The organism is Pseudarthrobacter linnaei (assembly GCF_055412825.1).
On sequence record NZ_JBVAYX010000002.1, the window covers coordinates 36,945 to 62,636 of the forward strand.

General features: G+C 66.6%; 24 protein-coding genes. 14 read left to right on the forward strand and 10 right to left on the reverse strand.

Translation table 11 applies throughout. From position 1 onward, the window contains the following. Positions 1 to 8: 8 nt before the first annotated feature. From treZ to glmS, 6 genes are all read right to left on the reverse strand, one after another. On the reverse strand, positions 9 to 1,781 hold the full coding sequence (treZ, locus tag ACZYZ3_RS02045; RefSeq protein WP_463962496.1) for a malto-oligosyltrehalose trehalohydrolase: 1,773 nt from the start codon (positions 1,779 to 1,781) through the stop codon (positions 9 to 11). A 28-nt stretch (positions 1,782 to 1,809) separates the two neighbouring features. Next, positions 1,810 to 4,152, reverse strand: a complete 2,343-nt coding sequence (treY, locus tag ACZYZ3_RS02050) for a malto-oligosyltrehalose synthase (RefSeq protein ID WP_463962208.1) — start codon at positions 4,150 to 4,152, stop codon at positions 1,810 to 1,812. Then, the gene (glgX, locus tag ACZYZ3_RS02055) at positions 4,149 to 6,386 is read right to left on the reverse strand and encodes a glycogen debranching protein GlgX (RefSeq protein WP_463962209.1); all 2,238 of its coding nucleotides are present in this window, start codon (positions 6,384 to 6,386) and stop codon (positions 4,149 to 4,151) included. The genes treY and glgX overlap by 4 nt, the downstream gene beginning before the upstream one ends. A 111-nt stretch (positions 6,387 to 6,497) precedes the next feature. Then, positions 6,498 to 8,024, reverse strand: a complete 1,527-nt coding sequence (locus ACZYZ3_RS02060; protein WP_463962210.1) for an NAD(P)H-hydrate epimerase — start codon at positions 8,022 to 8,024, stop codon at positions 6,498 to 6,500. A gap of 64 nt (positions 8,025 to 8,088) precedes the next feature. Next, positions 8,089 to 8,436: a holo-ACP synthase gene (locus ACZYZ3_RS02065; RefSeq protein ID WP_326957574.1), complete on the reverse strand. Its 348-nt coding sequence runs from the start codon at positions 8,434 to 8,436 to the stop codon at positions 8,089 to 8,091. A gap of 4 nt (positions 8,437 to 8,440) precedes the next feature. Next, positions 8,441 to 10,333: a glutamine--fructose-6-phosphate transaminase (isomerizing) gene (glmS, locus tag ACZYZ3_RS02070; protein WP_463962211.1), complete on the reverse strand. Its 1,893-nt coding sequence runs from the start codon at positions 10,331 to 10,333 to the stop codon at positions 8,441 to 8,443. A 132-nt stretch (positions 10,334 to 10,465) separates the two neighbouring features. On the opposite strand from glmS, the gene coaA reads away from it, so the two are divergent. The 3 genes from coaA (at position 10,466) to mscL (ending at position 12,910) form a co-directional block, all read left to right on the forward strand. Continuing rightward, a complete protein-coding gene (gene coaA, locus ACZYZ3_RS02075) occupies positions 10,466 to 11,431 on the forward strand; it encodes a type I pantothenate kinase (protein ID WP_463962212.1) in 966 nt (321 codons plus the stop codon). 5 nt (positions 11,432 to 11,436) lie between these two features. After that, positions 11,437 to 12,360: a M15 family metallopeptidase gene (locus ACZYZ3_RS02080; protein WP_463962213.1), complete on the forward strand. Its 924-nt coding sequence runs from the start codon at positions 11,437 to 11,439 to the stop codon at positions 12,358 to 12,360. A gap of 145 nt (positions 12,361 to 12,505) precedes the next feature. Continuing rightward, a complete protein-coding gene (gene mscL, locus ACZYZ3_RS02085) occupies positions 12,506 to 12,910 on the forward strand; it encodes a large conductance mechanosensitive channel protein MscL (RefSeq protein WP_463962214.1) in 405 nt (134 codons plus the stop codon). Between the two features lie 104 nt (positions 12,911 to 13,014). Here the strand turns inward: mscL and glmM are convergent, their stop codons facing one another. From glmM to rplM, 3 genes are all read right to left on the reverse strand, one after another. Continuing rightward, the gene (gene glmM / locus ACZYZ3_RS02090) at positions 13,015 to 14,376 is read right to left on the reverse strand and encodes a phosphoglucosamine mutase (protein WP_463962215.1); all 1,362 of its coding nucleotides are present in this window, start codon (positions 14,374 to 14,376) and stop codon (positions 13,015 to 13,017) included. 169 nt (positions 14,377 to 14,545) lie between these two features. Continuing rightward, a complete protein-coding gene (gene rpsI, locus ACZYZ3_RS02095; protein WP_282379850.1) occupies positions 14,546 to 15,052 on the reverse strand; it encodes a 30S ribosomal protein S9 in 507 nt (168 codons plus the stop codon). Between the two features lie 36 nt (positions 15,053 to 15,088). Continuing rightward, the gene (rplM, locus tag ACZYZ3_RS02100) at positions 15,089 to 15,532 is read right to left on the reverse strand and encodes a 50S ribosomal protein L13 (RefSeq protein ID WP_024367145.1); all 444 of its coding nucleotides are present in this window, start codon (positions 15,530 to 15,532) and stop codon (positions 15,089 to 15,091) included. Positions 15,533 to 15,824: 292 nt separating this feature from the next. Here rplM and ACZYZ3_RS02105 point away from each other — a divergent pair, with 292 nt between their 5' ends. The 11 genes from ACZYZ3_RS02105 to ACZYZ3_RS02155 all read left to right on the forward strand — a co-directional run bounded on the left by ACZYZ3_RS02105 (position 15,825) and on the right by ACZYZ3_RS02155 (position 24,730). Beyond that, positions 15,825 to 16,490 carry a prepilin peptidase gene (locus ACZYZ3_RS02105; RefSeq protein ID WP_463962216.1) on the forward strand — a complete coding sequence of 222 codons (666 nt, stop codon included), beginning with the start codon at positions 15,825 to 15,827 and terminating at the stop codon, positions 16,488 to 16,490. Positions 16,491 to 16,824: 334 nt separating this feature from the next. Then, positions 16,825 to 17,037: a Flp family type IVb pilin gene (locus ACZYZ3_RS02110; RefSeq protein ID WP_463962217.1), complete on the forward strand. Its 213-nt coding sequence runs from the start codon at positions 16,825 to 16,827 to the stop codon at positions 17,035 to 17,037. A gap of 58 nt (positions 17,038 to 17,095) precedes the next feature. After that, complete coding sequence (locus ACZYZ3_RS02115; protein ID WP_463962218.1) at positions 17,096 to 17,329, forward strand: Flp family type IVb pilin; 234 nt, start codon at positions 17,096 to 17,098, stop codon at positions 17,327 to 17,329. Positions 17,330 to 17,434: 105 nt separating this feature from the next. Next, positions 17,435 to 17,809, forward strand: coding sequence for a TadE/TadG family type IV pilus assembly protein (locus ACZYZ3_RS02120; protein ID WP_463962219.1), 375 nt, complete (start codon positions 17,435 to 17,437; stop codon positions 17,807 to 17,809). Then, positions 17,797 to 18,837 carry a pilus assembly protein TadG-related protein gene (locus tag ACZYZ3_RS02125; RefSeq protein ID WP_463962220.1) on the forward strand — a complete coding sequence of 347 codons (1,041 nt, stop codon included), beginning with the start codon at positions 17,797 to 17,799 and terminating at the stop codon, positions 18,835 to 18,837. Before ACZYZ3_RS02120 ends, ACZYZ3_RS02125 begins: the two co-directional genes overlap by 13 nt. A 68-nt stretch (positions 18,838 to 18,905) precedes the next feature. Then, entirely contained in the window at positions 18,906 to 19,637 is a 732-nt protein-coding gene (cpaB, locus tag ACZYZ3_RS02130; RefSeq protein WP_463962221.1) for a Flp pilus assembly protein CpaB, read from the forward strand. Then, positions 19,634 to 20,824, forward strand: coding sequence for a CpaE/TadZ family protein (locus tag ACZYZ3_RS02135; RefSeq protein ID WP_463962222.1), 1,191 nt, complete (start codon positions 19,634 to 19,636; stop codon positions 20,822 to 20,824). Before cpaB ends, ACZYZ3_RS02135 begins: the two co-directional genes overlap by 4 nt. Then, positions 20,825 to 22,300, forward strand: a complete 1,476-nt coding sequence (locus tag ACZYZ3_RS02140) for a TadA family conjugal transfer-associated ATPase (protein ID WP_463962223.1) — start codon at positions 20,825 to 20,827, stop codon at positions 22,298 to 22,300. Positions 22,301 to 22,307: 7 nt separating this feature from the next. Then, complete coding sequence (locus tag ACZYZ3_RS02145) at positions 22,308 to 23,237, forward strand: type II secretion system F family protein (RefSeq protein ID WP_463962224.1); 930 nt, start codon at positions 22,308 to 22,310, stop codon at positions 23,235 to 23,237. A gap of 6 nt (positions 23,238 to 23,243) precedes the next feature. Continuing rightward, positions 23,244 to 24,128 (forward strand): type II secretion system F family protein, encoded by an 885-nt coding sequence (locus tag ACZYZ3_RS02150; RefSeq protein WP_463962225.1) that lies wholly within the window; start codon positions 23,244 to 23,246, stop codon positions 24,126 to 24,128. 128 nt (positions 24,129 to 24,256) lie between these two features. Next, the gene (locus ACZYZ3_RS02155; RefSeq protein ID WP_463962226.1) at positions 24,257 to 24,730 is read left to right on the forward strand and encodes an Hpt domain-containing protein; all 474 of its coding nucleotides are present in this window, start codon (positions 24,257 to 24,259) and stop codon (positions 24,728 to 24,730) included. Here ACZYZ3_RS02155 and ACZYZ3_RS02160 read toward each other — a convergent pair. Further along, a complete protein-coding gene (locus tag ACZYZ3_RS02160) occupies positions 24,709 to 25,497 on the reverse strand; it encodes a response regulator transcription factor (RefSeq protein WP_463962227.1) in 789 nt (262 codons plus the stop codon). The two genes, ACZYZ3_RS02155 and ACZYZ3_RS02160, sit on opposite strands and share 22 nt — an antisense overlap. Between the last annotated feature and the right edge of the window lie 195 nt (positions 25,498 to 25,692).

Sequence of the window (25,692 nt, forward strand, 5' to 3'; positions counted from 1 at the left end):
GTCCTGTCCTATTTCGAGATGATGGCGGCGCTGTGGCCGGGGAGCTCGAGCTGGCGGTCCCCGAGGCGCGCGCCGCCGTCGGTCGCCAGTGCGATGGTGCTGCCGGCAACGGCGAGCCGGTTCGGTTCGGCGGAGAAGTTCATCGCGACCTCCACGCTGCCGCGGCGCAGCCGGAGCCAGCGGTCGGCCTCGCTGAAGGCCACCGCGGTGTCCTCGAAGCCCAGGCCGGCGAGTTCCGGCGTCGAGCGCCTCAGCGCGATCAGCTGCCGGTACAGCTCCAGCAGCCGCGCGTGGTCACCCTCGGCGGCTTCGGCCCAGTTGAGCCGGGAGCGGGTGAAGGTCTCCGGGTCCTGCGGATCGGGCACGACGGCGGGGTCCCAGCCCATCCGCTCGAACTCGCGGATCCGGCCCTCCGCGGTGGCCTTCCCGAGCTCCGGCTCCGGGTGCGAGGTGAAGAACTGCCACGGCGTGGTGGCGCCGTATTCCTCTCCCATAAACAGCATCGGCGTGAACGGCGAGGTCAGGGTCGCGACGGCGGCGAGCGCCAGCTGCCCGTACCCCAGGGTCTGGGACAGCCGGTCCCCGGTGGCCCGGTTGCCGATCTGGTCGTGGTTCTGGTTGCAGACCACCAGCGCCGCCGGGTGGACCAGGCCGGTGTTGATGGGCCGGCCGTGGTGCCGGCCGCGGAAGCTGGAGTAGCTGCCGTCGTGGAAGTAGCCGTCGACCAGGACCTTGGCGAGGGCCTCGAGGGATTCGAAGTCGGCGTAGTAGCCGGTGGCCTCGCCGCTAACGTTGACGTGCACGGCATGGTGGAAATCATCGCTCCACTGCCCGGCCAGGCCGTGGCCGTTGACGTTGCGGGGGTAGAGCAGCCGCGGATCGTTGAGGTCCGACTCGGCGATCATCGTGGCGGGACGGCCGGTTTCGGCGGCCACTTCGTCCGCCAGTGCACCGAACTCCTCGAGCAGGTGGACCGCCCGCTCGTCCTTGAAGGCGTGCACGGCATCGAGCCGCAGCCCGTCCACGTGGTAGTCCCGCAGCCACATCGCGGCGTTCTCGAGGATGTAGCGGCGCACCGTGTCGGAGCCGGGGCCGTCGAGGTTCACCGAGTCGCCCCAGGTGTTGCCCTCCCCCGACTTCAGGTACGGCCCGAACCGCGAAAGGTAGTTCCCGCTGGGGCCGAGGTGGTTGTAGACGACGTCCTGGATGACGCCGAGCCCGGCGCCGTGGGCGGCGTCCACGAAGCGCTGGTACGCGGCTGGTCCGCCGTAGCCTTCGTGCACGGCGTACCAGAGGACGCCGTCGTAGCCCCAGTTGTGGGTGCCGTTGAACCCGTTCACCGGCAGCAGCTCGACAAAATCGATGCCGAGGTCCACCAGGTAGTCGAGCTTGCCGATGGCCGCGTCCAGCGTGCCCTCGGGGGTGAAGGTCCCCAGGTGCAGCTCATAGATCACGGCCCCCTGCAGCCCGCGGCCCTGCCACTGCCCGTCCGCCCACTCGTGGCTGCCGGCGTCGAAGGTGCGGGACAGGGAGTGGACACCCTCGGGCTGCCGCCGGGACCGGGGGTCCGGCAGCGGGGTGGTGTCCCCGTCGAGGAGGTAACCGTAGTCGACGTCCCCGGAGGCCGGGGCCTCCGGGGACGTCCACCACCCGTCAGCGCCGGCCCCGCCGCCGGGCCGTCGTGTCATCGGGTACTGCCGGCCGTCGGCCAGCAGCGTCACGGTGCCCGCTTCCGGCGCCCAGAGGTCGAAACGTGCATTACCGTCAGCAGGCAAAGTGATCACAGCTTTCCGTATATCGGTGGTTCGGTCAGTGCTTGGCGGGTACCAGCAGGGCCACCGGGTAGCTAGCCAGGATGGCGGCCACCTCCACGGTGCCCGGGCCGAAGGTGGCGCCCGTCAGTTCGTCGGTCATGGCGCCGTCCAGGTGGATGGCGGTGTCCCGCCAGCCGCCCTGCTGCTCCAGTCCCCGGGGCAGCCGGGTCGCGAGGGTGACGGCCCCGGTGCCTGCGGCACCGCATCGGTCAAAGCCGATCAGGTGCCCGGCGGCCGAGCCGGTTGCCGCCACGGGGCGGTAGCCCGTGAACAGCTCCGGGCGGTCCCGGCGCAGGCGCAGCGCCCGCGAGGTGACCAGGAGTTTCGCCGCGTCATCGGTGTAGGACGCCGGGCGTTCGCCGGCGTCGAGCGCGGCCAGGGCCGTGCGCCGCGCACCGTAGTCGAACGGCCGCCGGTTGTCCGGGTCCGTCAGCGAGCGGTCCCAGAACTCGGTTCCCTGGTACACGTCCGGCACCCCGGGCATGGTCAGCTGCACCAGCTTGGCGCCCAGCGAATTGGCGGCCCCGTACGGGGCCAGGAGATCCACGAGGGATTCCAGTTCCCCCCGGACGTCGGGGTTGTCGAAGGCCGCGTCGACGGCGGCGGCCAGCTTCTCCTCGAAGCCGGCGACCGGGTCCAGCCAGTCGGTGGAGTTGCCGGCCTCCCGGGCCGCCTTCTGCGCATAGGAGTGCAGCCGCTCCCGGTCGGCGGGCCAGGCGCCGGCGATGGCCTGCCACAGCAGGTTGGCCAGGGGCCCGTCGGGCAGCGGCGCCAGTTCCTGCAGCCGGGTAAGGGCGGCCCGCCATTGCGGGGCCATCTCCGCGAGCACGGAGATCCGGGCCCGAGTGTCTTCGCTGCGCTTGGTGTCGTGCGTGCTCAGCGTCGTCATGGACAGCGGAAGCTCAGCCTGCCGCCGGGCCATCCGGTGGTGGAACTCCTCCGGGTCGACGGCGAACTCGGTGGGATCGGCGCCGACTTCCGTCAGGGTCCCCAGCCGGGTGTAGCGGAAGAACGCGGTGTCCTCCACGCCCTTGGCCATGACCATGCCGGAGGTCTGCTGGAAGCGGCGTCCCAGTTCGGCGCCGGGCTCCGGGCTGGCGTCCAGGAGCAGCGGCAGCAGCTGCCCGACGGCGTCGGCCAGCTCAGGGCGGCGGCGGACGGCAAGTTCGCACGCCTCCTTCAGGACCTCCGCGCCCTCGGGCAGGTAGCTGCGGTACACCGGGAAGGCGGCGATGATTTCGGACAGCGCATCGGCGGCTGCCTCGGCGCTGAGACCGGTTCCGGCCGGCACCAGCCGGGCCAGCCGGAGCATCTCGGAGTGCAGGATCCCGTCCGTGATCCGGCGCTTGGTGCCCCGGATCATCTCCTCGTAGTCCGCAGCCGTGCCGCCGCGCAGCTCGGTGTCGAGCGCATCGAGGGTGTCCTGCCCGGCGGGGTCGACGAAGAGCCGGTCCACGTCCGCAAGGGCGTCGTAGCCGGTGGTTCCCTCGCAGTCGAAGCCCGCCGGGAGCACCTCCCCCGGCTCCAGGATTTTCTCGATCAGCAGGTAGCTGCCGCCTGTGACCTCGCGGAGCCGGCGCAGGTAGCCCTCCGGATCGGCCAGCCCGTCCGGGTGGTCGATCCGCACCCCGTCGACGAGCCCGTCGCGGAACCAGCGGACGATCTCGGCGTGGGCCTCATCGAAGACCTCCGGGAGCTCGACCCGGATGCCGGCCAGGGAGTTGACGGCGAAGAACCTGCGGTAGTTCAGCTCATTGTCGGCCCGGCGCCAGCCGACCAGCTCGTAGTGCTGCCGGTCGTGGACCGCGCGGGGGTCATCCGCAGTGGAGTCACCTGCGGTATAGGTTCCTTCGGCCAGCGGGAAGCGGTGGTCGTAGTAGCGCAGCTCCCCGTCCTTGACTTCCAGCGCCTCAACGTCGGCGTCCGATCCCAGCACGGGGATCCGGATCCGGCCGCCGCCGAAGTCCCAGTCGACGTCGAACGCCGGAGCGTAGCGGGACTGCTGCCCCTCCTTGAGCAGGGACCACCACCACGGGTTCTGTGCGGGGGTGGCGACGCCGACATGGTTGGGGACGATATCGACGAGCACTCCCATCCCGGCGTCCCGCGCCGCCCGCGACGCGGCGACCAGTCCCTCCGCGCCGCCCCGGTCGGGGTCGATCGCGGAGGGGTCGGTGACGTCATAGCCGTGGTCCGAGCCTTGCTCCGCGGTCAGGATCGGCGAGAGGTAGATCCAGTCCACGCCGAGTGACTTCAGATAGGGCACGGTCTCGGCAGCATCCTGGAGGGTGAAGCCAGGCCGGATCTGAAGCCGGTAGGTGGAGACCGGGGTCCTCATTTGGCGGCTGCTTTCGCGACGGCTGCGGCGGCCTCTTCCTGGGCCTCCACCATCTCCTCGAGGGCATCCTCGTGCTCGGCCATGGAGGCCAGCGAAGCGGCCGCGGAGTAGTCCACTTCCACCTCGGGGCCCGAGTGGGCGCGGAGCACCACCATGGACTTGGCTGCGAGTTTCAGCACCGACTGTGCCTTGAGCGGTTCCTCGGTGTTCGCCTGGTCGGCGGTGTCCACCAGGACGTCCCAGAACTTCGAGTATTCCTCCGCCGGCAGCGCAAAGTCCACGTCGTCGTCGTGGGCGTTGAACGCGAGCACGAAGCTGTCATCGGTGATCCGGCGGCCGCGGGAGTCCTGCTCCTGGATGCCGTGCCCGTTGTAGAAGACACCGATGGTCCGGCCGAAGCCGCTGTCCCAGTCCTCCGGGAGCATCTCGGTGCCGTCCGTCTTGAGCCAGACGATGTCCGGCAGCTTCTCGCCCTCACCACGGCGCACCGGGCGTCCGTCGAAGAAGCGGCTGCGCCGGAAGGTCGGGTGGTCGTGGCGGATCTTGTTGACGACGGCGGTGAACTCCACCAGCGGCTGGTCCATCGCGTCCCAGTGGATCCAGCTCAGCTCGGAGTCCTGGCAGTAGGTGTTGTTGTTGCCCTGCTGGGTGCGGCCGAGTTCGTCGCCGTGCAGGAGCATCGGGACACCCTGCGAGAGCAGCAGGGTGGCGATGAAGTTGCGCTGCTGGCGGGCCCGGAGGGTCAGGACGTGGTCGTTGTCGGTGTCCCCTTCTTCGCCGCAGTTCCAGGACCGGTTATGGGATTCGCCGTCGTTGTTGCCCTCGCCGTTGGCGTCGTTGCGCTTCTCGTTGTAGGACACCAGGTCGCGCATGGTGAAGCCGTCGTGGGCGGTGACGAAGTTGATCGAGGCCACAGGGCGCCGCGCCGAACTTTCGTACAGGTCCGCGGAGCCGGTCAGGCGGGACGCGAATTCGCCCAGGGTGGAGGGCTCACCGCGCCAGAAGTCGCGGACCGTGTCGCGGTACTTGCCGTTCCACTCGGTCCACTGCGGCGGGAAGTTGCCGACCTGGTAGCCGCCCGGGCCGATGTCCCAGGGCTCGGCGATCAGCTTGACCTGGGAGACGATCGGATCCTGCTGGATGAGTTCGAAGAACGTGGAGAGCTTGTCGACGTCGTAGAACTCGCGGGCGAGCGTGGAGGCGAGGTCGAAGCGGAAGCCGTCGACGTGCATTTCCGTCACCCAGTAGCGCAGGGAGTCCATCAGCAGCTGGAGCGAGTGGGGGTGCCGGACGTTGAGGGAGTTTCCGGTGCCGGTGTAGTCCATGTAGTGCTTCTGGTCGTCGTCGACGAGGCGGTAATAGGCCTGGTTGTCGATGCCCTTGAAGGACAGGGTGGGGCCGAGGTGGTTGCCTTCCGCGGTGTGGTTGTAGACCACGTCCAGGATCACTTCCATGCCGGCCTTGTGCAGGTCGCGGACCATGGCCTTGAACTCCTGGACCTGGTGCCCCACGTCGCCGGAGGAGCTGTAGGTGTTCTGCGGGGCGAAGAAGCCGATGGTGTTGTAGCCCCAGTAGTTATTGAGGCCCTTCTCCTCGAGCGTGCCGTCGTTGACGAACTGGTGGACGGGCATGAGCTCGATCGCGGTGACGCCGAGCTTCTTCAGGTGGTCAATCACGGCCGGGTGCGCGACGCCGGCATAGGTGCCGCGCTGGTCTTCGGGGACCTCCGGGTGCAGCTCGGTCAGGCCCTTGACGTGCGCCTCGTAGATGACCGACTGGTGGTAGGGGATCCGCGGCTGGCGGTCGCCGTCCCATTCGAAGAACGGGTTGATGACCACGCCGTGCATGGTGTGGGGGGCCGAGTCGCTGTCGTTGCGGGACTCGGGGTCGCCGAATTCGTAGGTGAACAGCGCCGGGTCCCAGTCGATCTGGCCCTGGATGGCCTTGGCGTAGGGGTCCATCAGCAGCTTGTTCGGATTGAAGCGGTTGCCGTTCTCGGGCTCGTACGGGCCGTGGACCCGGTAGCCGTACTTCTGGCCGGGCTGGATGTGCGGCAGGTAGCAGTGCCACACGTAGCCGTCCACCTCGGTCAGCTCGATGCGGGTCTCGGTCAAATCATCAGCAAGGATGCACAGCTCCACCCGTTCCGCGAGTTCGCTGAATAGGGCAAAGTTGGTGCCGGTGCCGTCAAAGGTGGCTCCCAGCGGGTATGCCGATCCGGGCCAGACTTCCATGTGTACTCCTCGTGCGTGGCGAAAATTCTCAAGACAGACAAAAAATTCTCTAGACAGACTACTGGTAAGTAGGGTTACTAATTGACTCGGCGCACTTGGTATGCGCGTTTGTTACAGATTGGCGATGACCTCCCGCACGGATTGCGCGACGTCCGACGCCGTCACCGGCCCGCCGTCCGAGGCGAGGCTTCCGGCCCGGCCGTGGACGCTGGCGGCCAGCGCCGCGATGCCGGCCCACCGGTCGTCGGCGCGTATCCCGAGGGAGGCGAACGAGCCGGGGGCTCCGGTCAGCTGCGCGAGCAGGGCCCCCAGGATCCCGGCCAGGACGTCCCCGCTGCCGGCGGTTGCCAGCCAGGGGGTCGCGTCGGCCTGGCTGAAGACGGCTCCCGAGGGAGCGGCAACGAGCGTCGTGGCGCCTTTGAGCAGGACGGTGGCCCCGGTCAGCTCGCTGGCCCGCCGGGCGGCGGCGAGCGTGGCTCCCTCCACCCCGGGGCGGCCGGGGGCGGCGCCGTAGCGGGCCAGAAGGGTTTCCAGCTCGCCGGCGTGCGGTGTCAGGACGAAGTGCGGGGCCAGGGTCCGGGGCAGTGCCGGCAGTGCCCCGGCGTCGGCTACAACGGGAAGCCCGGTGGCCGCGGCGTCCGCCACGCGGTCGAGCTGCCCGGGGGCGTGTTCGTCGATTCCCGGTCCCAGCAGCCAGGCCTGGACATGGGCGTCCGCGGCGTTGCCGGAGCTGCACACGACTTCCGGGCAGGACTGGCGGACCAGGTCGGCGACCTCCGGGGGGCCGAGGTAGCGCACCATCCCCACCCCGGCTGCCAGCGCGCCGCGGCAGGCCAGCACCGCGGCGCCGGGGTACTGCTGCGATCCGGCCACGACGCCGAGGACGCCGCGGGAGTACTTGTGGGAGCGCCGCTCGGGGCGGGGCAGGAGCGCGGCGATGTCCCCGGACTGCAGCCGGCGCAGGGCCGGATCCGGCAGGGCAGACTCGATCCCGATCGGGATCACCTGCACCCGCCCGGCGTAGTCCGCCCCGGGATCGGCCAGCAGTCCGGCCTTGGCCGCCCCGAACGTGACCGTCAGTTCCGCGCGAAGCACGGGGGAATGTGCTTCCCCGGTGTCGGAGTCCACCCCGCTGGGGATGTCGCAGGCGACGACGAGCCCGGGCCGGGCACTCCCCAGCGCCTCGATCAGTTCCGCGGCAGGGCCGCGGAGCCCGCCCTGCGCGCCTGTGCCGAGGACCGCGTCGAGGACGACGCCGGACGCCGCGGCGGCTGCCGACGCGCCGGCAACGTTCCCGTGCGTCAGGCGGATCACGCGGCCGCCGGCCTTTTCGAAGGCCAGCAGCCCTTCCGGGTGGGCCTCCCCGGCGGTGAGTACCGCCGTCGTACGCATGCCGCGGCCGGCCAGCATGGCGGCGGCGAACAGCCCGTCGCCGCCGTTATTGCCCTTGCCGGCGAGCACGGTGACGCTGGCGCCGTAGAGGCGCTCCCCGCGGGCATGCTGTTCGCGGACCACCGCGTTGGCCAGGCCGTGGGCGGCCCGTTGCATGAGAACAGCGCCCGCACCGGTGGCCAGGCGTGCTTCGAGAAAGCTCTTTTCTGTTTCTCGTATCTGGGTTCCGGTGTAGGCGCTGATCATGGTTTCAGTCCATTCGCGGTGCAGTCGCTGTGGGAAGTGCGGCGTGTTTCGCCGCTGGTAACGCTCAGCCTTCGGCGATGACCGTCGCTGTGGCGATGCCGCCGTCGTGGCTCATGGACAGGTGCCAGCGTTTGACGCCTTTCGACGCGGCCACCGCCAGCACGGTGCCCTTGACCTGGACCGTGGGACCATTCTGGTCCAGCCCGATCCAGCAGTCCTGCCAGTTCATGCCGGCAGGGGCGCCGAGGACCTTGGCCACGGCCTCCTTGGCGGCGAACCGGGCCGCCAGGGAGCGTGTGTTCAGTTCGCGCTCCGCGGGGACGAACAGCCTGTCGCGCAGCCCGGGGGTGCGCTCCAGCTGCCGACCGAACCGTTCAATGTCTACGACGTCTACGCCGATGCCAACAATCATGGCGCTATTCTACGGTGACGCTCTTGGCCAGGTTGCGAGGCTGGTCCACGTCGTAACCCTTGGCGGATGCCAGGGCGAGGGCGAAAATCTGCAGCGGCACGGTGCTGAGCAGCGGGGCCAGCAGCGTGGGGGTCTCCGGGATGTAGATGACGTGCTCAGCGTAGGCCTTGACCGCCTCGTCGCCTTCTTCCGCGATCACGATAGTCTTGGCGCCGCGCGCCCGGACTTCCTGGATGTTGGAGACGACCTTGGCGTGCAGCGAGTCGCGGCCCCGCGGCGAGGGAACCACCACAAAGACCGGCTGGCCCTCCTCGATCAGCGCGATCGGGCCGTGCTTAAGCTCACCGGCGGCGAAGCCCTCGGCGTGGATGTAGGCGAGCTCCTTGAGCTTGAGCGCGCCCTCCATCGCGACCGGGAAGCCCACGTGCCGGCCCAGGAACAGCACGGACTTGGCATCGGCCATGGACTGGCCGAGCTCCTTGATCTGGGCCTCATTGTCGAGGATCTGCTGGATCTTCGCGGGGACCTTGTGGAGGTCCGCGAGGATGTCCTTGATCTCGCCCTGGAACTTATTGCCGCGCAGCTGGGCCAGGTAGAGCCCCAGCAGGTAGGCGGCGGTGATCTGCGCCAGGAAGGCCTTGGTGGAGGCCACGGCGATTTCCGGGCCCGCGTGGGTGTAGAGCACGGCGTCGGACTCGCGCGGGATGGTGGAGCCGTTGGTGTTGCAGATCGAGACGGTCTTGGCGCCCTGTTCCTTGGCGTAGCGGACGGCCATCAGGGTGTCCATGGTCTCGCCGGACTGGGAGATCGAGACGATCAGGGTGTTCTCGTCGACAATCGGGTCGCGGTAGCGGAATTCGTGCGAGAGCTCCACCTCGGTGGGGATCCGGCACCAGTGCTCGATCGCGTACTTGGCAACCTGACCGGCGTAGGCGGAGGTTCCGCAGGCGAGGACGATGATTTTGTCCACGTTCTTGAGCAGTTCCGGATCAACCCGGAGCTCATCCAGGGTCAGCTTGCCGTTGATGTCCGAGCGGCCCAGCAGGGTCTGCAGCACGGCGTCCGGCTGGTCGTGGATTTCCTTTTCCATGAAGGACGGGAAGCCGCCCTTCTCTGCCGAGGCCGGGTCCCAGTTGACGTGGTATTCCTTGCCCTCGGCCGGGGCACCGTAGAAGTCTGTGATCTCGACGGTGTCGGCGGTGATGGTGACGATCTGGTCCTGGCCGAGTTCGACGGCGCGGCGGGTGTAGTCGATGAAGCCGGAGACGTCGGAGCCGAGGAAGTTCTCGCCGTCGCCGAGGCCGACGACGAGCGGGGAGTTGCGGCGGGCCGCCACGACGACGTCGGGCTGGTCCGCGTGGATGGCGAGGAGGGTGAAGGCGCCTTCGAGGCGCTGGCAGGCCAGCTGCATGGCCTTGGTCAGGTCGCCCCTGGACGAGCCGCCGTGGACCTGGTTCCGGTAGATGTCGCCCAGCAGCGCGGCGGCGACCTCGGTGTCGGTCTCGGATTTGAAGACCACACCCTTGCGCACGAGCTCCAGCTTGAGCTCGGCAAAGTTTTCGATGATGCCGTTGTGGATCACGGCCAGCTTGCCCTCATCGGCGAGGTGCGGGTGGGCGTTCTGGTCGGTCGGGCCGCCGTGGGTCGCCCAGCGCGTGTGGCCGATGCCGGTCAGCGATTCCGGGAGCGGACTGGCTTCGAGCTCGGCCATCAGGTTGCTCAGTTTGCCCGACTTCTTGCGGGACGAAATGGTTCCGTCAGCCACCACGGCGATGCCAGCAGAGTCGTAGCCCCGGTACTCCAGGCGCCGCAGTCCCTCAAGGACAACGTCCAGGGCATTGTGTCCAGTATTTACCCGGCCAGCGGAGTGGCCTACATATCCAACGATTCCACACATGGACTCAAGCCTAGCGGGTTTCCCGGACAGAGGACGTAGGACCATAGCGTGCACCACGCCTTCCGCGGCCAGGGCGGGGCGGCTAGGGCCCTCCATTTCGCTCTCGGCCCGGCGGAGGGCAGAATCTCTAGGGTGACTTTGCAACGCAATGAAGCGAACGGCGACGGCGCCTCCCCGTTCGTGGAGCTGGACCGGCAGACCTGGTCCCGGCTCGCTGCCCAGATGGAGCAGCCCCTCAACGAGGAGGACGTGCTCCGCCTCCGCGGCCTCGGCGACCCGCTGGACATGAAGGAGGTCCGCGAGGTCTACCTTCCGCTGTCCCGGCTGCTGCACCTGTATGTGGAGGCGGCAGGCCAGCTTCATGCGGCAACCACTACCTTCCTGGGCGAGCAGACCCAGCGCACACCGTTCGTGATCGGCGTCGCCGGTTCGGTCGCCGTGGGCAAGTCAACCATCGCCCGTGTGCTCCGCGAGATGCTCCGCCGCTGGCCCGGCACCCCCAATGTTGAGCTCATCACCACCGACGGCTTCCTGTACCCGCTGGCGGAACTCAAGCGCCGCCAGCTGCTCGAGCGCAAGGGCTTCCCCGAATCGTATGACCGCCGCGCGCTGCTCCGCTTTGTGAGCGAGATCAAGGGCGGCGCCGAGGAGGTCCGGGCGCCCTGGTACTCCCACGTGACCTATGACATCGTCCCGGGCAAAGAAGTCGTGGTGCGCCGCCCCGACGTGCTGATCGTCGAGGGCCTGAACGTCCTGGCGCCGGCCCGGCCGCGGCATGACGGACGGCAGGGACTGGCGCTGAGTGACTTCTTCGATTTTTCCATCTATGTTGATGCCAAAACGTCCTACATTGAGGAGTGGTACGTGGACCGCTTCCGCACACTTCGGACCACCGCGTTCGCGCAGCCCGAGTCCTACTTCCACCGCTATGCCACGCTTTCGGATGTCGAGGCGGAGCAGACTGCCCGGGAGATCTGGAAGCGCATCAACGAACCGAATCTGGAGGAGAACGTGCTCCCCACCCGCGGCCGTGCGCAACTTGTGCTCACCAAGGACGCCGACCATTCCATCCGCCGCATGCTGCTCCGCAAGGTCTAGCACAGGTGTGCTACAAAGGGTCCGCTGAGTCTCCGGCCGGACCGGCGGCCGTCGCTGGCCCGCCGAGCCGGCGGGCCTTCAGCCGCCTGCTGCTGGCCGGCTCGGGCCTCGCAGCCCTGAGTGCCTGCTCGTCGGGGGACGCCCGTCCGACGGTGTCCGCTCCGGCCTCCCAGTTTTTCCCGTCCGTGACGACGGCGGGTGCCGCCGCGCCAGCCTCCTCCGTCGCCGCCGCGCCCTCAGCTGAGCCCGTGCCGGGCAGTGCCACTGCAACGGCACCGCCCGGCACACCGCCGGTCCCGGAGCCCTCCGCTGCCGCCCCCGCGCCCCGGCGCTCGCTCACCGACCCGGCGAGCCCCTGGGTGGTCGTGAACAAGCACCGGCCGCTCGCCCCCGCCGGCTACGTGCCGGCCGACCTCGTCCAGCCGCGCGTGCGCCTGGCCACTTCCGGTGAAGCGGCGCTGCTGAACAGCACGACAGCGGGCGCGGCGGAGAAAATGTTCGCGGCCGCCGCGGCGGCCGGCGTAGTCATCACCCTCGCCAGCGGTTACCGCTCCTTTAACACCCAGATCGCCACCTACAACAGATGGGTGAACGCCGAGGGCCAGGCCGCGGCGGACACCGCCTCCGCACGGCCCGGCCATTCGGAACACCAGACCGGCTGGTCCTTCGACATCGGAGACGGCAGCGGGCGGGACAGCTTCACCCCCGCGTTCGCCAATCAGCCGGCAGCAGTCTGGGTCAAGGCCAACGCCCACCTGTTCGGCTTCGTGGTGCGCTACCCGTGGATGTTCCATGAGATCACCGGCTATTACTACGAGCCCTGGCACCTGCGCTACGTGGGCGTGGAGACGGCGGTCGAGATGAACGCCCGCGGCATCGCGACCCTCGAGGAGTACTTCGGGCTCGAAGCGGCCCCGGCGTACCGGTAGCTTGGTGGGTAGCCCCGCCTGCGTGCACCGCGTGGACCGCGCGCGCCGGGCGGGCCGGGCGGGCCCGCCGCGCCACACCGACACGGACCGCAAAGCTAACCACTGCGACACGGCGTTGTTCACGCGGCTGGGCTAGCTTGGGGACATGTTGAACGGATTCAAGAACTTCATTCTCAAGGGCAACGTCGTGGACCTTGCCGTCGCCGTCGTCATCGGCGCTGCGTTTGGCGCCGTGGTCACGGCACTGGTCCAAAGCGTGCTGATGCCGTTCATCGCGGGTCTGGTGGGTTCGCCCAACTTCGACAGCTTCGCCGTGGTCACCCTGAACGGCAATGACATCAAGTTCGGCGTGCTGCTGACGGCGATCGTCAATTTCCTGTTGGTCGCGGCCGCCATCTACTTCGTGGTCGTTGTGCCCATGAACCACATGATCGAGCGGCGCAACCGCCGCCTCGGCATCAGCCCTGGCGTCAAGGAAGAAGCGGCGGAGGATCCACAAATTGCGCTCCTGACCGAAATCCGCGACTCCCTGCAGCAACGCCCGCTGTAGTCCACGGCAACACCAGATAGTCCCCCGAACAGGAACGGCCCGCCCCTCAGGGGCGGGCCGTTCTCTTGCGTATGCGGGCTTTGTAAGCGGGGCTTTGTCGGCCGTTAGTCCGCGACGAGCTCCAGTGCCAGCTCGGTCCGGACCACCTGGGCCAGGCGTTCCGCGACGGCCTGGGCGGTCTCCTGCAAGGCTGCCTCCACCATGACGCGCACCACCGGTTCCGTGCCGGAGGGGCGCAGGAGCACCCGGCCGGTGTCGCCAAGCTCGGTCTCGGCGACGGCCACGGCAGCGGCAAGGGCCGCGTCGCCGTTGACCCGGGTGCGGTCCACTCCCTTGACGTTGATCAGCACCTGCGGAAGTTTGGTCATGACCTTCGCGAGTTCCTTCAGCGGACGGCCCGTCAGAGCCACCTGGGCGGCAATCTGCAGGCCGGTGAGGACGCCGTCACCCGTGGTGGCATGGTCGGCGAAGATCACGTGGCCGGACTGCTCGCCGCCGAGGTTGAAGCCGCCTTCGCGCATGCCTGCCAGGACGTAGCGGTCGCCCACGCCGGTTTCGCGCAGGCTGATGCCTGCCTCACGGAGTGCAATCTTAAGTCCGAGGTTGCTCATGACGGTCGCGACGAGGACGTCGTCCTTGAGCTTGCCCGATGCCTTCATCGCCACGGCGAGAATCGCCATGATCTCGTCGCCATCGACAGTGTTCCCTTCGTGGTCCACCGCGAGGCAGCGGTCCGCGTCGCCGTCGTGGGCAATGCCCAGGTCGGCGCCGTGCTCCAGAACTGCGTGCGCCAGCGGCCCCAGGTGGGTTGACCCGACGCCTTCGTTGATGTTGAGGCCGTCCGGTTCGGCACCGATGACAATCACGTCGGCGCCCGCGTCCTTGAAGACCTGCGGGGAGCAGCCGCTCGCCGCGCCGTGGGCGCAGTCCAGCACGACCTTGAGTCCGTCCAGGCGGTGCGGCAGTGTGCCGAGCAGGTGGACGATGTAGCGGTCCTCGGCGTCCGAGAAGCGCTGGATCCGGCCGACGTCTCCGCCGACCGGGCGGCGCGGCTCGTGGCCGAGCTGTGCCTCGATGGCGTTTTCCACGTCATCGGGGAGCTTCTGGCCGCCGCGGGCAAAGAACTTGATGCCGTTGTCCGGGGCGGGGTTGTGCGAGGCGGAGATCATCACGCCGAAGTCCGCGTTCAGGTCGGCGACCAGGTAGGCCGCGGCCGGGGTGGGCAGCACGCCGGCGTCGTAGACGTCGATCCCGGAGCTGGACAGCCCCGCCTCCACCGCAGCCGCAATGAACTCACCGCTGGCGCGGGGGTCGCGGGCCACCACGGCACGCGGACGTGTTCCGCTGCTATTGCGGTCATGACCAAGCACGACGGCGGCGGCCTGGGCCAGCTGCATCGCCAGTTCGGCCGTCAGCAGGCCGTTCGCCAAACCCCGGACACCATCTGTTCCAAATAATCTAGACATCGGATCAAGTTTAGACGATGAGGTGGAGGCCCCGGTCCCGGAGCAGCTTCGCGGACCCGCGGCGCCGCTCATGCCGCAGTGTTTGCGCTGGTTAAACTGTGAAAACCCGCCCCGCCACAAAGGGCGGAACGGGCTTTCGTGCAAGCGCCAAGAGCGCCTGGAAACGGGACTAACGCTTCGAGTACTGCTGAGCCTTACGGGCCTTCTTGAGCCCGGCCTTCTTGCGCTCGATGACGCGGGCGTCACGACGCAGGTAACCGGCCTTCTTCAGGGTGGCGCGGTTGTTCTCGGTGTCGATCTCGTTCAGTGAACGGGCGATGCCAAGACGCAGGGCACCGGCCTGGCCGGAGATGCCACCACCGTGGATGCGGGCGATGACGTCGTAGGCGCCGTCAAGATCGAGGATCTTGAAGGGCTCGTTGACGTCCTGCTGGTGCAGCTTATTCGGGAAGTAGTTGGCCAGCTCGCGGCCGTTGATGATCCACTTGCCGGTGCCAGGCACAATGCGAACACGTGCGACGGCTTCCTTGCGACGGCCAACTGCTGCGCCGGCAACCGTGAGGGCCGGGCGTTCCTTCTTGGGCGCTTCTGCTTCCGCAGGACCGCTTTCCGAGGTGTAGCTGGTCAGGTTTTCCTCAGCCACAACGGCTTCGGTGGTCTCTTCGTTCTGAGCCACGATTCTCCTTGATTAAAAGTTTGTTGGTGGCCAGGACTACTGGGCGACCTGGGTGATTTCGTAAGTCTTGGGCTGCTGGGCGGCGTGGGGGTGCTCGGCACCCTTGTAGACCTTCAGCTTGCCCAGCTGCTGTGCAGCGAGGGAATTCTTCGGGAGCATGCCCTTGATGGCCTTCTCCACGGCGCGGACCGGGTTGGATTCCAGCAGCTCCGCGTAGGTGACGGACGTCAGGCCGCCCGGGTAACCGGAGTGGCGGTATGCGCGCTTCTGCTCCAGCTTGGCGCCGGTGAGGGCAACCTTCTCAGCGTTGATGATGATGACGAAGTCGCCCATGTCCATGTGGGACGCAAAGGTGGCCTTGTGCTTGCCGCGCAGCAGGATTGCGGTCTGGCTCGCGAGACGACCAAGGACAACGTCTGTGGCGTCAATGACGTGCCACTGGCGGTTGATATCGCCGGGCTTCGGGGTGTACGTACGCACGGTGTTTGCCTCGTTCTTGTTCTGGCGTTCTTGTTTTAGGCGTCACACGAAGGTGCACCTACTATCTATGCGCTACCGGAACAGAGGTGAGGGCTCTATGTAACCAGTCATCCTGAGTCTCGAATGTGCACGTTGGGTAGTCATCCTGCAACCGGATTCCCAAGCGGGCACGCATCATCGAGAAGGACACGCACAACGACTACCAATAATAGCCGATGACGTGTCACTGGGTCAAAATGGGGTGTCCGGATGCATTCTGCCCGCCCCGGCCCGCCGCATCCCTGGAGGAACCGTGCTTGAGACCGTAGAAGCTGGCTGCGCTTCTCCGCTGTTTATTGCCGGGGTCGGATTCGCCGGCCTGTGCCTGGGACTCCTTGCCGACACACTCATCCGGCGGGCCCTCCCCAGCCTGGCGGGCAACGCCACCACCAGGCTGAGGACTACGACGGCGGCGGTCACCTTTGCCCTCTCGGCTCTGCTCGCGTGGCGCTTCGGAAGCGCAGCTGAACTTTCCGCGTACGTATTATTTGGCATTTTCGCCATTCCGCTGGCACGAATCGATATTGTGCATCATTTGCTGCCGAACCGGCTCGTGGGGCCCCTCTTGGCTACCGGCCTCGTGCTCCTGGCGGGCGCCGCGCTGGCCCAGGGGGCTGCGGATGACCTGCTTCGCGGACTCGCCGGGTCCGTAATCTTGTTCATTTCTTACTTGATTCTTGCCCTAACCAGCCGGAACGGCCTTGGAATGGGCGATGTAAAGCTCGCAGCGCCCCTCGGGCTGTACCTGGGCTACTTAGGCTGGTCCCAGTTGTTCTATGGCGGAGCACTGGGCTTCGTTGCCGGCGGCCTCGCCTCGCTGGTCCTCGTGCTGAGAAACCGCGGAAACAAGCCAAGGGAAGTCGCCTACGGCCCTTCGATGCTCGTGGCCAGCCTCGCCGCCATCCTGCTGATTCAATAAGCGCCGAGTGGCCGGTTCTTCCTGTTCTGCTCGGCAGGCGGACCGGCGCTCGGCCGGTCTTCGTCTCGGCAATCAACGCCATCAGCCCCACCTCCCAGCCCACCCTGCGCGCACTGCCCGCCGCGGATAGGCCTCGTGCCGGCCGTTCGGGGAGAGGTGTCCAGGCCAACCGCAGTATCCGCGCAGAGAACGTGCAGGTTAGGTACAGGAAAAGAGCAGGTTGGGAAGCCTTGGCACAGGATGCGTCAAGGAAGAATCCTCAGCGTTTCGCTGCTTGCTAAGTTCCTCTCAGTGCTGGTGCAGGGCCAGCCGCCCCCTCGCTCAGGAGTCACCCATGCGTTCCTTTTTCGCCAACCTCGCAACCCGTCTTCGCCGCGACCAGCGCGGCGCCACCGCCGTCGAATACGGCATCATGGTTTCGCTCATCGCCGTGGTGATCATCGTCGCGGTCACGCTGCTCGGCGGCACTTTGAAGAACACGTTCAGCCAAGTGCAGTGCCAGGTCTCCGGCAAGACTTGGACAGCCACCTCGTCAACCTGCGCGTAGCGCCTTCGTCGAGTTCATTCTCTGCTGGCTGTGGCCACCCAACTCGCCTAGGAGTCCCATGCGTTCCTCTTTCTCCAACCTCGCATCCCGTCTTCGCCGTGACCACCGCGGCGCCACCGCCGTCGAATACGGCATCATGGTCAGCCTCATCGCCGTCGTGATCATCGTCGCCGTCACGCTCCTCGGTGGCACATTGAAAGACACCTTCACCCAGGTGCAGTGCTCCGTCAGCAGCGGCACATTCGCAGCGTCCACTCCGGCAGGCAGCGCGACCTGCACGCCGAAGCCCTGACCGCTGGTTAGACGGAACGCATCGGCCATCGAGTGCGTGGCGGTGGTCTGGGGCCGCTGCCACGCGCATCTCTTCCGATCCCGGCACCCAGGAAGGCGGTCACCCATGTCCAAAGCATCTGAACGGGGCGCCGTCGCGGTCGAATTCGCCCTCCTGGCCCCGGTCCTCGTGATGCTGCTTTTGGGCATCATGGAGTTCGGCCGCGCCTACAACGCCCAGATCACCCTCTCCAGCGCCGCCCGCGAGGGCGTCCGTGTCATGGCGATCGGCAACAACACCACGGCCACCCGCACCGCCGTGAAAAACGCCGCCACCGGACTGCAACCGGCCCTGGTGGACGGGAACATCACCATTGCTCCTACGAATTGCGCCGCAGGGGTCCAAACGACGGTCACGATCACCTACACGCTCACCACGATGACCGGCATCGCCGGGCCGTTCCCGATGGAAGGCAAAGGGGTCATGCTGTGCGGCGGTTAGGCAGTGTAGCATCAGCGGCACAGGACGGCGAGCGCGGAGTCATCAGCGTCATCGTAGCGATCCTGATGGTGGCGCTTCTGGGCTTCGCCGCCCTCGCGGTCGACGTAGGAATGCTGTACGCCGAACGAACCCAGCTTCGCAACGGCTCCGATGCCGCTGCCATTGCTGTGGCGCAGAAATGTGCCACAGACGTCAACGACGTCGAGTGTTCCACTACGTCTCCGCTGGCGCGCAGCCTGACCAGCAGCAATGCGGGCGATGCTTTGAGTAACGTCGCGTCCTTGGTCGTGGATAAGACCGCCCGCACGGTCGCCGTTACCGCCGGGTCACAGGAGGCCGGCAAGGAACCCAACCAGGTATCCCTGTTCTTAGCCCGCGCGCTCGGGATCAACAGCACCGAGGTCATGGCCGCTTCAACGGCCCAGTGGGGCAGCCCGCTGGGGGGACCTACGGCGTTTCCCGTCGCCTTCTCGATCTGTCAGGTCAAAAACCGTGTGGACGGCACGTTGCAACTGCTCCAGAACCACGGCAGCAACGCCAACCCCGACTGCTTCTACGGGCCATCAGGGGCTGCTGTGGAAGGCGGCTTCGGCTGGCTGACAAATGATCCGGGGATCTGCGGGGCACTGATCGACCTCGCCGTTGCCGAGGGCGGAAGCGACCCCGGTAACAGCGCCCCAGGCTCATGCCAGGCGACGCTGAGCAACTGGGCTGCCGAGATCACGGCTGGGCGTGATGTGGTCGTCTTTCTTCCAGTCTTCGACAGGGTAACAGGCACCGGCGCCGGCGCAGTCTATGGACTGACCACGTTCGCCGCTTTCAAGGTCAAGGGCTGGAGTTTCAGCGGCGACAACAAATTGCCGAACTCGTTCCAAAACACAACCGCCCATGTTTCCGCCTCCGTGGCCTGCGACGGGAACTGCAGGGGCATCATCGGCAGCTTCATCAAATATGTGTCCCTGGCAGATGGCTTCACCCTCGGTCCTGTCGACTCCACTGGGGCAACTATCGTTCGGCTCACCCAGTAACGTTTTCGACCTACGCAGCACAGGAGCAGTTTTTGAAGTCACGCTTATTGGCAGGAGTGGCGGCCGTAGTGCTTGCCATCGTCGGAGCCATCCTTGTCGTCAGTTACGCGCAAGGAGCCGATACTCGGGCCGTGCAGAACCTGGAGCCGATCTCGGTGCTCGTGGTCAAGCAGGCCGTCCCCGCCGGCACTTCAGTCGCCGCCCTCAAAGCCTTCGTGGCCAGCGAGGAACTTCCCGGGAAAGCGGTCACAAAATCGGCGCTGAAGAACCTCGATGGGCTGGCCGAGAAGGTCACCGCCGTCGAACTGCTCCCGGGGGAACAGCTCGTCGCTGAGCGCCTCGTAGCACCGGAAGAGGCCCGGGCCAGCGGGTCCGTGCAGGTGCCGAAGGGCCTGCAGGAAATCTCGTTCCAGCTCGAACCGCAGCGCGTGGTCGGCGGACGGATTACACCAGGTGATCACGTCGGTATCTTCGTCTCCCTAAAGAGTGGCGGTGTCGAAACCAAAGCTGAGAAGGAAGCCTCGCAGCTCACCATCCACAAGGTTCTAGTGACGGCAGTGCAACGTGCACCGGTGGCGACCCCATCCGCGCAGCCTTCCGCAAGCGGCTCGACCACTCCTACGGAAGACACCTCGCTACCCACGGGATCCTTGTTGCTGACGGTTGCCGTCAACGACGTTGACGCCACGAAGATCGTCTACGCCTCTGAATACGCCAGCATCTGGCTGAGCAAGGAGCCACTCGATGCCACGGACAGCGGCAGGCCTGGAATCATGACCAAGCCGGAGGTCTACAAGTGAGCCGCTTCGTCCTGATCACTCCCAACACCGACTTCGATACCCGGGTCCGGCAGGCCTTGGCCGGCGGGCTTCCCGGCGGGCTGCAGACGTTCGCGTTCGTCAACCCGTCCGATCCTGGCGAGCTGTTCGCCAACCTGGACCAGGAGCGCCCTGAAGTACTGATCCTTGGCCCGGGTGTTCCGGTTGAAGACGCACTGACCCTCGCCACGGTCTTCGGCGTGCAGGTGCCGGAACTCAGCGTCGTCCTCGTGGGCGAACCGGACCCCTCCTTCGTCCTGCTCGCCATGCGCGCCGGGATCCGGGACATACTCAGCCCCGAATCGGACCCCACCCAAATCCGCATGCTGCTGGAACGCGCCTGCCAGTCGTTCACCAGCCGGAGCCGGACCGCGGCAGTTCAACAGTCCGAGGGTCCCAAAGGCCTGGTCATCGGCGTCTTCTCCCCCAAGGGCGGCGTCGGAAAGACCACCATCGCCACCAACATCGCAATCGGACTGGGAAGAGTCGCCCCCATGGGGGTGGTCATTGTGGATCTGGACCTGCAGTTCGGGGACGTAGCCTCGGGGCTCTACCTCAACCCCGAGCACACAGTGACGGACGCCGTCTCGGCAGCGGCAAGCCAGGACTCCCTCGTCCTCAAAGCCTTCCTGACCGTCCATCCAGGCAACATCTATGCGCTCTGCGGTCCGCGGACACCGGAGGAAGCCGACCACATCACCCCGCAGCAGGTGACCCGGCTGCTCGAGCAACTGGCCGAGCAGTTCCAGTACGTGGTTGTCGACACCGCTCCGGGACTCCCGGAAATCGGGCTCGCCGCCCTGGAGCAATGCACGGATGCGGTCTGGGTGACCGCCATGGACGTCCCCAGTATCCGCGGGCTCCGCTCCGGCCTCGAAATCCTTCGACGATTGGATCTGTTGCCGGAGACCCGGCATGTCGTCCTGAACATGGCCGACTCCAAGTCAGGGCTGAGCGTCCAGGATGTCGAAGCCACTATCGGAGCTCCTGTGGATGTCAGCATCCCGCGATCCAAGGCCGTGGCATTCTCTACCAACCGCGGCATCCCGGTGCTTCAGGACGGACGCAAGGACCCTGCCGTCAAGGGACTCCGGCAGCTCGTGGCACGCTTCGATCCGGCCTGGCGTGCCACTGCCCAGAAGAAACTCCACCGTCGGGTGGTGGTCTAGGTGAAGCTTTCCGAGCGGCTCCGCTCCGCCGAGGGAATGCCCGCCGCTGCCCCGCTGGCCGTGTCCCCGGCAAGAGGGAGCGAGACGACGGCGGCACCGCCGGCCGCCGTCGTCCTCGAGAAAAGTAGCCCGGCGCCGCTGAGCTTCACTGAGCCCCCGGAGTCCCGCTCCCGGGGCCAGCAGCCCGTCGACGTCTTCGCGGCGCTCAAGCAGCGGGCAGCTACAGCCCTGTTCGAACGCATGGGCGCACGCTTTAATGATTCCGCCATCAAGGAAGATGAACTACGCTCCTCCGCCAGGGAGGAGCTCACACGCATTATCGACGCCGAGCAGGTCCCGCTGTCCGCCGAGGAACGCTCCAGGCTCGTCCGCGATGTCGCAGACGATGTGCTGGGCTACGGTCCGCTGCAGCGGCTCCTCGACGATCCCGCCGTCACCGAGATCATGGTCAACCGGATGGACCAGATCTACGTCGAGCGGAACGGCAAACTGACGCTGACCGAATCGCGCTTCGGCTCCGAAGACCACCTGCGCAAGGTGATCGAACGCATTGTGTCGAAGGTGGGCCGCCGCATCGATGAATCCTCGCCCCTGGTGGACGCGCGCCTCGAGGACGGTTCCCGCGTCAACGCCGTCATTCCGCCCCTCGCCGTCGGCGGGTCGTCGCTGACGATCCGAAAATTCAGCAAGGTACCGCTGACCGTGCGGAACCTCATCGAGTTCGGCACCCTGACGCCGGAAATGGCCGAACTGCTGAACGCCTGCGTTAAGGCGAAGCTGAACATCATTGTCTCCGGCGGCACCGGCACCGGCAAGACGACGCTGCTCAACGTGCTCTCCTCCTTCCTGCCCGACGACGAACGGATCGTCACCATCGAGGATGCTGTGGAACTGCAGATCCAGCAGCGCCACGTGGTCCGGCTCGAAAGCCGCCCACCCAACACCGAAGGCAAGGGCGAAGTCACCATCCGTGAACTGCTGCGCAACTCGCTGCGTATGCGCCCGGACCGGATCGTCGTGGGCGAGGTCCGTGGCGGCGAATCGCTGGACATGCTCCAGGCCATGAATACCGGCCACGACGGATCCCTTTCCACAGTTCACTCAAATTCGCCCCGCGACGCGGTCGCACGCTTAGAAACCCTCGTGCTGATGGCTGGCATGGACCTGCCCCTGCGCGCCATCCGGGAGCAGATCGCCTCCGCCGTCAACCTGATCATCCAGATCTCCCGCTTGCGGGACGGCACCCGCCGGATCACGCACGTCACGGAAGTCCAAGGCATGGAAGGGGACATCGTGACGCTGCAGGACGCCTTCGTGTTCGACTACTCCGCCGGCGTCGACGCCCAAGGCCGCTTCCTCGGCAAGCCGGTGCCCACCGGGATCCGTCCGCGCTTCATCGACCGCTTCGAGGACATGGGCATACACGTTTCGCCCAGTGTATTCGCGGCCCCGCTGACCCCGGCCGGCAGGGCGTGAGGCGGCCATGACACTGCCCATCGGGGTCGGGCTGCTTTTTGCCGCCGTGCTGTTAATGGGGATCGCGGTGCTCTCCCCCGGGTCCAACGTGCCGCTGGACCGGCGAAGGCCGGTCCAGACCCAGGCAGACTCCCAGTTGTCCCGGTTCGCCGGGTCCGCCGTACACGTTGTGGACGGTTTTTTTTCGCAGCGCACGGTTCGGCTCTTCAACCGGGAATCCCTGGAACACGCCGGACTGCGGCTGAGTCAGGCCGATTTCTTCGTGCTGTTAGCGGCCGGAGCGTCCGTCGGGGCGCTGGCTGGTTTCCTCGTCGCCGGGCCCCTGCTGGCACTGCTCCTCGTCCTGCTGGCACCGCTCGTTGGGCACCTCGTGCTCGGCTTCCTGGCAGGCAAACGGCGGGGAAAGTTCGACGAGCAGCTCGGCGACACCCTGCAGCTCCTCGCCGGCGGCCTGCGGGCCGGGCACAGTATCCTCCGCGCCATCGATGCCGCGGCCACCGAGTCGCAGGCCCCGACGTCGGAAGAGATGCGCCGGGTGGTCACTGAAACCAGCCTCGGCCGCGATCTGTTGGCCTCCCTCAACGACACGGCCGAGCGGATGCAGAACGAGGACTTCGTCTGGATCGCCCAGGCGATCCAGATCAACCGGGAGGTGGGCGGCAACCTGGCCGAAGTCCTCGACCAGGTGAACGAGACCATCCGCGAGCGCAGCGAGATCAAGGGGCACATCAAGTCCCTGGCTGCCGAAGGCAAGTTCTCCGCCTACATCCTGATGGCCATGCCGATCGGCATCGTCATGATGCTCATGCTGGTCAACCCCGGCTACATGAACGTCATGTTCACTAATCCGCTGGGCTGGGGCATGATTGCAGCGTCCGTCATCCTCATGACGATCGGCGGTCTGTGGATGCGCAAGATCATCGATCTGAAGTTCTGAGGCGCCATGGACCCCCGCATATTGCTGGCCCTACTGCTGGTGTCCCTGCCGCTGGGCTACCTCGCCTGGTCGCTGCTCTCCGTCGACCGGAAGTCCCAGCGCGCCATGCGGGAGATGCTCGCCCTGGGCACCGATACAGCAGAGCTGACTGAGCGCAGGAAGAACAACACGCTGGAACGCATCGGCTACCGGCTGACGCCCACCGGATACATCCGCAAGCTCGACAAGCTGCTGTCCCTCGCCGGACGCCCCGCTTCCCTGCCCCTCGGGCGTGTGCTGGCCGCCAAGCCCGTGCTTGGCCTGATCGGCGCCCTGCTCGGCTTCTACATTAGCTCCAGCGCTCCGACGCCGATCATCAAGGTCGCGGGGGTCTTTGTCGCACTGCTGGGCTATTTCATCCCCGATCTCCTGCTTTACAGCAAGGGCCAGGAACGGCAAAAACTGATGCAGCTGGAACTGGCCAATACCCTGGACCAGATGCTCATCTCGGTGGAGGCCGGCCTCGGCTTCGAGGGGGCAATGGCCCGCGCGGGCGAAAACGGGAAGGGCCCGCTCGCGGAGGAACTGGTCCGGACCCTGCAGGACATGCAGGTGGGCAGGAGCCGCCGCGAGTCGTACCAGGCGCTCTCCGAACGCACTAACGTCCCCGAGTTGCGAAGTTTTGTCCAGGCAATCGTCCAGGCTGACACCTACGGCATCGCGATCAGCCGGGTGCTCCGGATCCAAGCAAAAGTCATGCGGGTCAAGCGCCGGCAGCGGGCCGAGGAAAAGGCCATGAAGCTTCCCGTAACCATCTTGTTCCCGTTGCTGTTCTTCATCTTCCCTGTGCTCTTTATCGCTATCCTTGGCCCTGCAGTGATCAACGCGATCGAGACTTTCAGCGGGCAGTAGCGCCCGTGCAAACCCTTAATTCGTGCCGTCCTAGGCAACCCTCAGGAAGCGATCGGGATAGCGCAAGGGTTTGCGCAGGATCGCCCGGAACCCAGGGCAGCGGCCGGGCCAGGCAGTAGCGTGGATGCATGTCCTTTCAAGGTGCTCCAGACGGCGGCGACGCAGACAGTGGCCTCTCCGCCGGCACCTGCCCCTGCGGTGCAGGACTGGCCCCGGCGGAGGCCAAGGACACTATTCCCGATACAACGCCCCCACTCGTGGACGCCTCCGCCCTCCACGAACTCGGGTCAGAGCTGGACAATCCCGCCGTGGCCAGGGGCTTCGCGAGGGACTACGCGAAAATGTGGGACAAGCGCTACCAGTCCCTCGCTTCGTCCCTTGCCAGCGGTGACGAGGCAGCGGCAATGGACGCCGTGCTCAGCCTGAAGACATCCTCAGCCATGGTCGGCGGCGTCCGCCTGGCTGCGCTTGCCCGAGCGCTCGAGGACGCCATCCGTGTCCGCGATGCCAACCGCGCACGGTCGCTCCTGCGTGAAGTCGCCGAGAGCGGAAACAAAACAGTGGACGAACTGCAGCTCAGCTACGACCTCAAGGACGGCTGATCCACGGCCGGCGCGAGCCGGTACCCTACGCCACGGACCGTCTGGAGCCAGCGGGGCTGCAGCGGATCCTCCCGCAGTTTGCGCCGGAGATTGCCGATATGGACCTCGACGGCGCGCTCGTCGGATTCGCTGATGTACGCATCAGCGCCGTAATACTCTCCCCGCACCACCCGCACCAGATCGACCTTGGTCCGCACGGCACCGGCGGCCTTCAGCAAGGCGTGCAGCAGGTCGAACTCACTGCGGGTCAGGCTGGCGGGGACGCCACCGAGGGTGACCGAACGCGTGTGCGGGTTCAGCACCAGGCCGTTGTGCCGAAACACCGAATCCTGGGGCAGGATCTGACCCGCCGGCGTCGCTGCCACCGGCTCCAGGGACGTTCCCTCAGCGAATTCCTGCCGGGGCCTGCGCATCATCGCAGCGACCCGGGCCCGGAGCTCTCGCGGGCGGAACGGTTTGGCCATAAAATCGTCGGCGCCGGTGTGCAGCGCCGTCAGCGTGTCCAGCTCATCCGTCCGTCCGGTCAGCATGACCACATACGCGTCGCTGAACTGCCGGATCTGGCGCAGCACTTCAAAGCCGTCAATGTCGTTCAGGCCAATGTCCAGGGTGACGACGCTGGCCTTCTGGCTCCGTACCACCTCGACCCCCTCCCGCCCGCTGGCCGCGCCGTGGACGTCAAATCCAGCCTGGCTCAGCACCGCTTCGACAAGGTGACGTACGTCTTCGTCGTCCTCAACGACTACTGCGACTCCCAAGTCAGTCATGGTCCCCCTCTACGTTCTGATGATGCGGCATCCACCCCCATAGCGGCCGCGTCGGTACTGCAGCGCTTTCATGGTGCGACAGTATTGTCAGAATACCCACGCCATGGCGCGAATTACCGTTTAGGCACAGCCGACGCCGCAAATATTCATCTTGTGTCAAGCTAGCGTGACGCATCCTGTTAAATTGGACTAGCG

Excerpts from the sequence above, each read along its gene's own strand:
- ACZYZ3_RS02160 (WP_463962227.1), bottom strand. The coding sequence starts at position 25,497 with ATGACTGACTTGGGAGTCGCAGTAGTCGTTGAGGACGACGAAGACGTA.
- ACZYZ3_RS02110 (WP_463962217.1), top strand. The coding sequence starts at position 16,825 with ATGCGTTCCTTTTTCGCCAACCTCGCAACCCGTCTTCGCCGCGACCAG.
- glgX (WP_463962209.1), bottom strand. The coding sequence starts at position 6,386 with ATGGAAGTCTGGCCCGGATCGGCATACCCGCTGGGAGCCACCTTTGAC.
- ACZYZ3_RS02065 (WP_326957574.1), bottom strand. The coding sequence starts at position 8,436 with ATGATTGTTGGCATCGGCGTAGACGTCGTAGACATTGAACGGTTCGGT.
- ACZYZ3_RS02145 (WP_463962224.1), top strand. The coding sequence starts at position 22,308 with ATGACACTGCCCATCGGGGTCGGGCTGCTTTTTGCCGCCGTGCTGTTA.
- ACZYZ3_RS02120 (WP_463962219.1), top strand. The coding sequence starts at position 17,435 with ATGTCCAAAGCATCTGAACGGGGCGCCGTCGCGGTCGAATTCGCCCTC.
- ACZYZ3_RS02060 (WP_463962210.1), bottom strand. The coding sequence starts at position 8,024 with ATGATCAGCGCCTACACCGGAACCCAGATACGAGAAACAGAAAAGAGC.
- glmS (WP_463962211.1), bottom strand. The coding sequence starts at position 10,333 with ATGTGTGGAATCGTTGGATATGTAGGCCACTCCGCTGGCCGGGTAAAT.
- mscL (WP_463962214.1), top strand. The coding sequence starts at position 12,506 with ATGTTGAACGGATTCAAGAACTTCATTCTCAAGGGCAACGTCGTGGAC.
- glmM (WP_463962215.1), bottom strand. The coding sequence starts at position 14,376 with ATGTCTAGATTATTTGGAACAGATGGTGTCCGGGGTTTGGCGAACGGC.
- ACZYZ3_RS02155 (WP_463962226.1), top strand. The coding sequence starts at position 24,257 with ATGTCCTTTCAAGGTGCTCCAGACGGCGGCGACGCAGACAGTGGCCTC.
- ACZYZ3_RS02150 (WP_463962225.1), top strand. The coding sequence starts at position 23,244 with ATGGACCCCCGCATATTGCTGGCCCTACTGCTGGTGTCCCTGCCGCTG.
- treY (WP_463962208.1), bottom strand. The coding sequence starts at position 4,152 with ATGAGGACCCCGGTCTCCACCTACCGGCTTCAGATCCGGCCTGGCTTC.
- ACZYZ3_RS02115 (WP_463962218.1), top strand. The coding sequence starts at position 17,096 with ATGCGTTCCTCTTTCTCCAACCTCGCATCCCGTCTTCGCCGTGACCAC.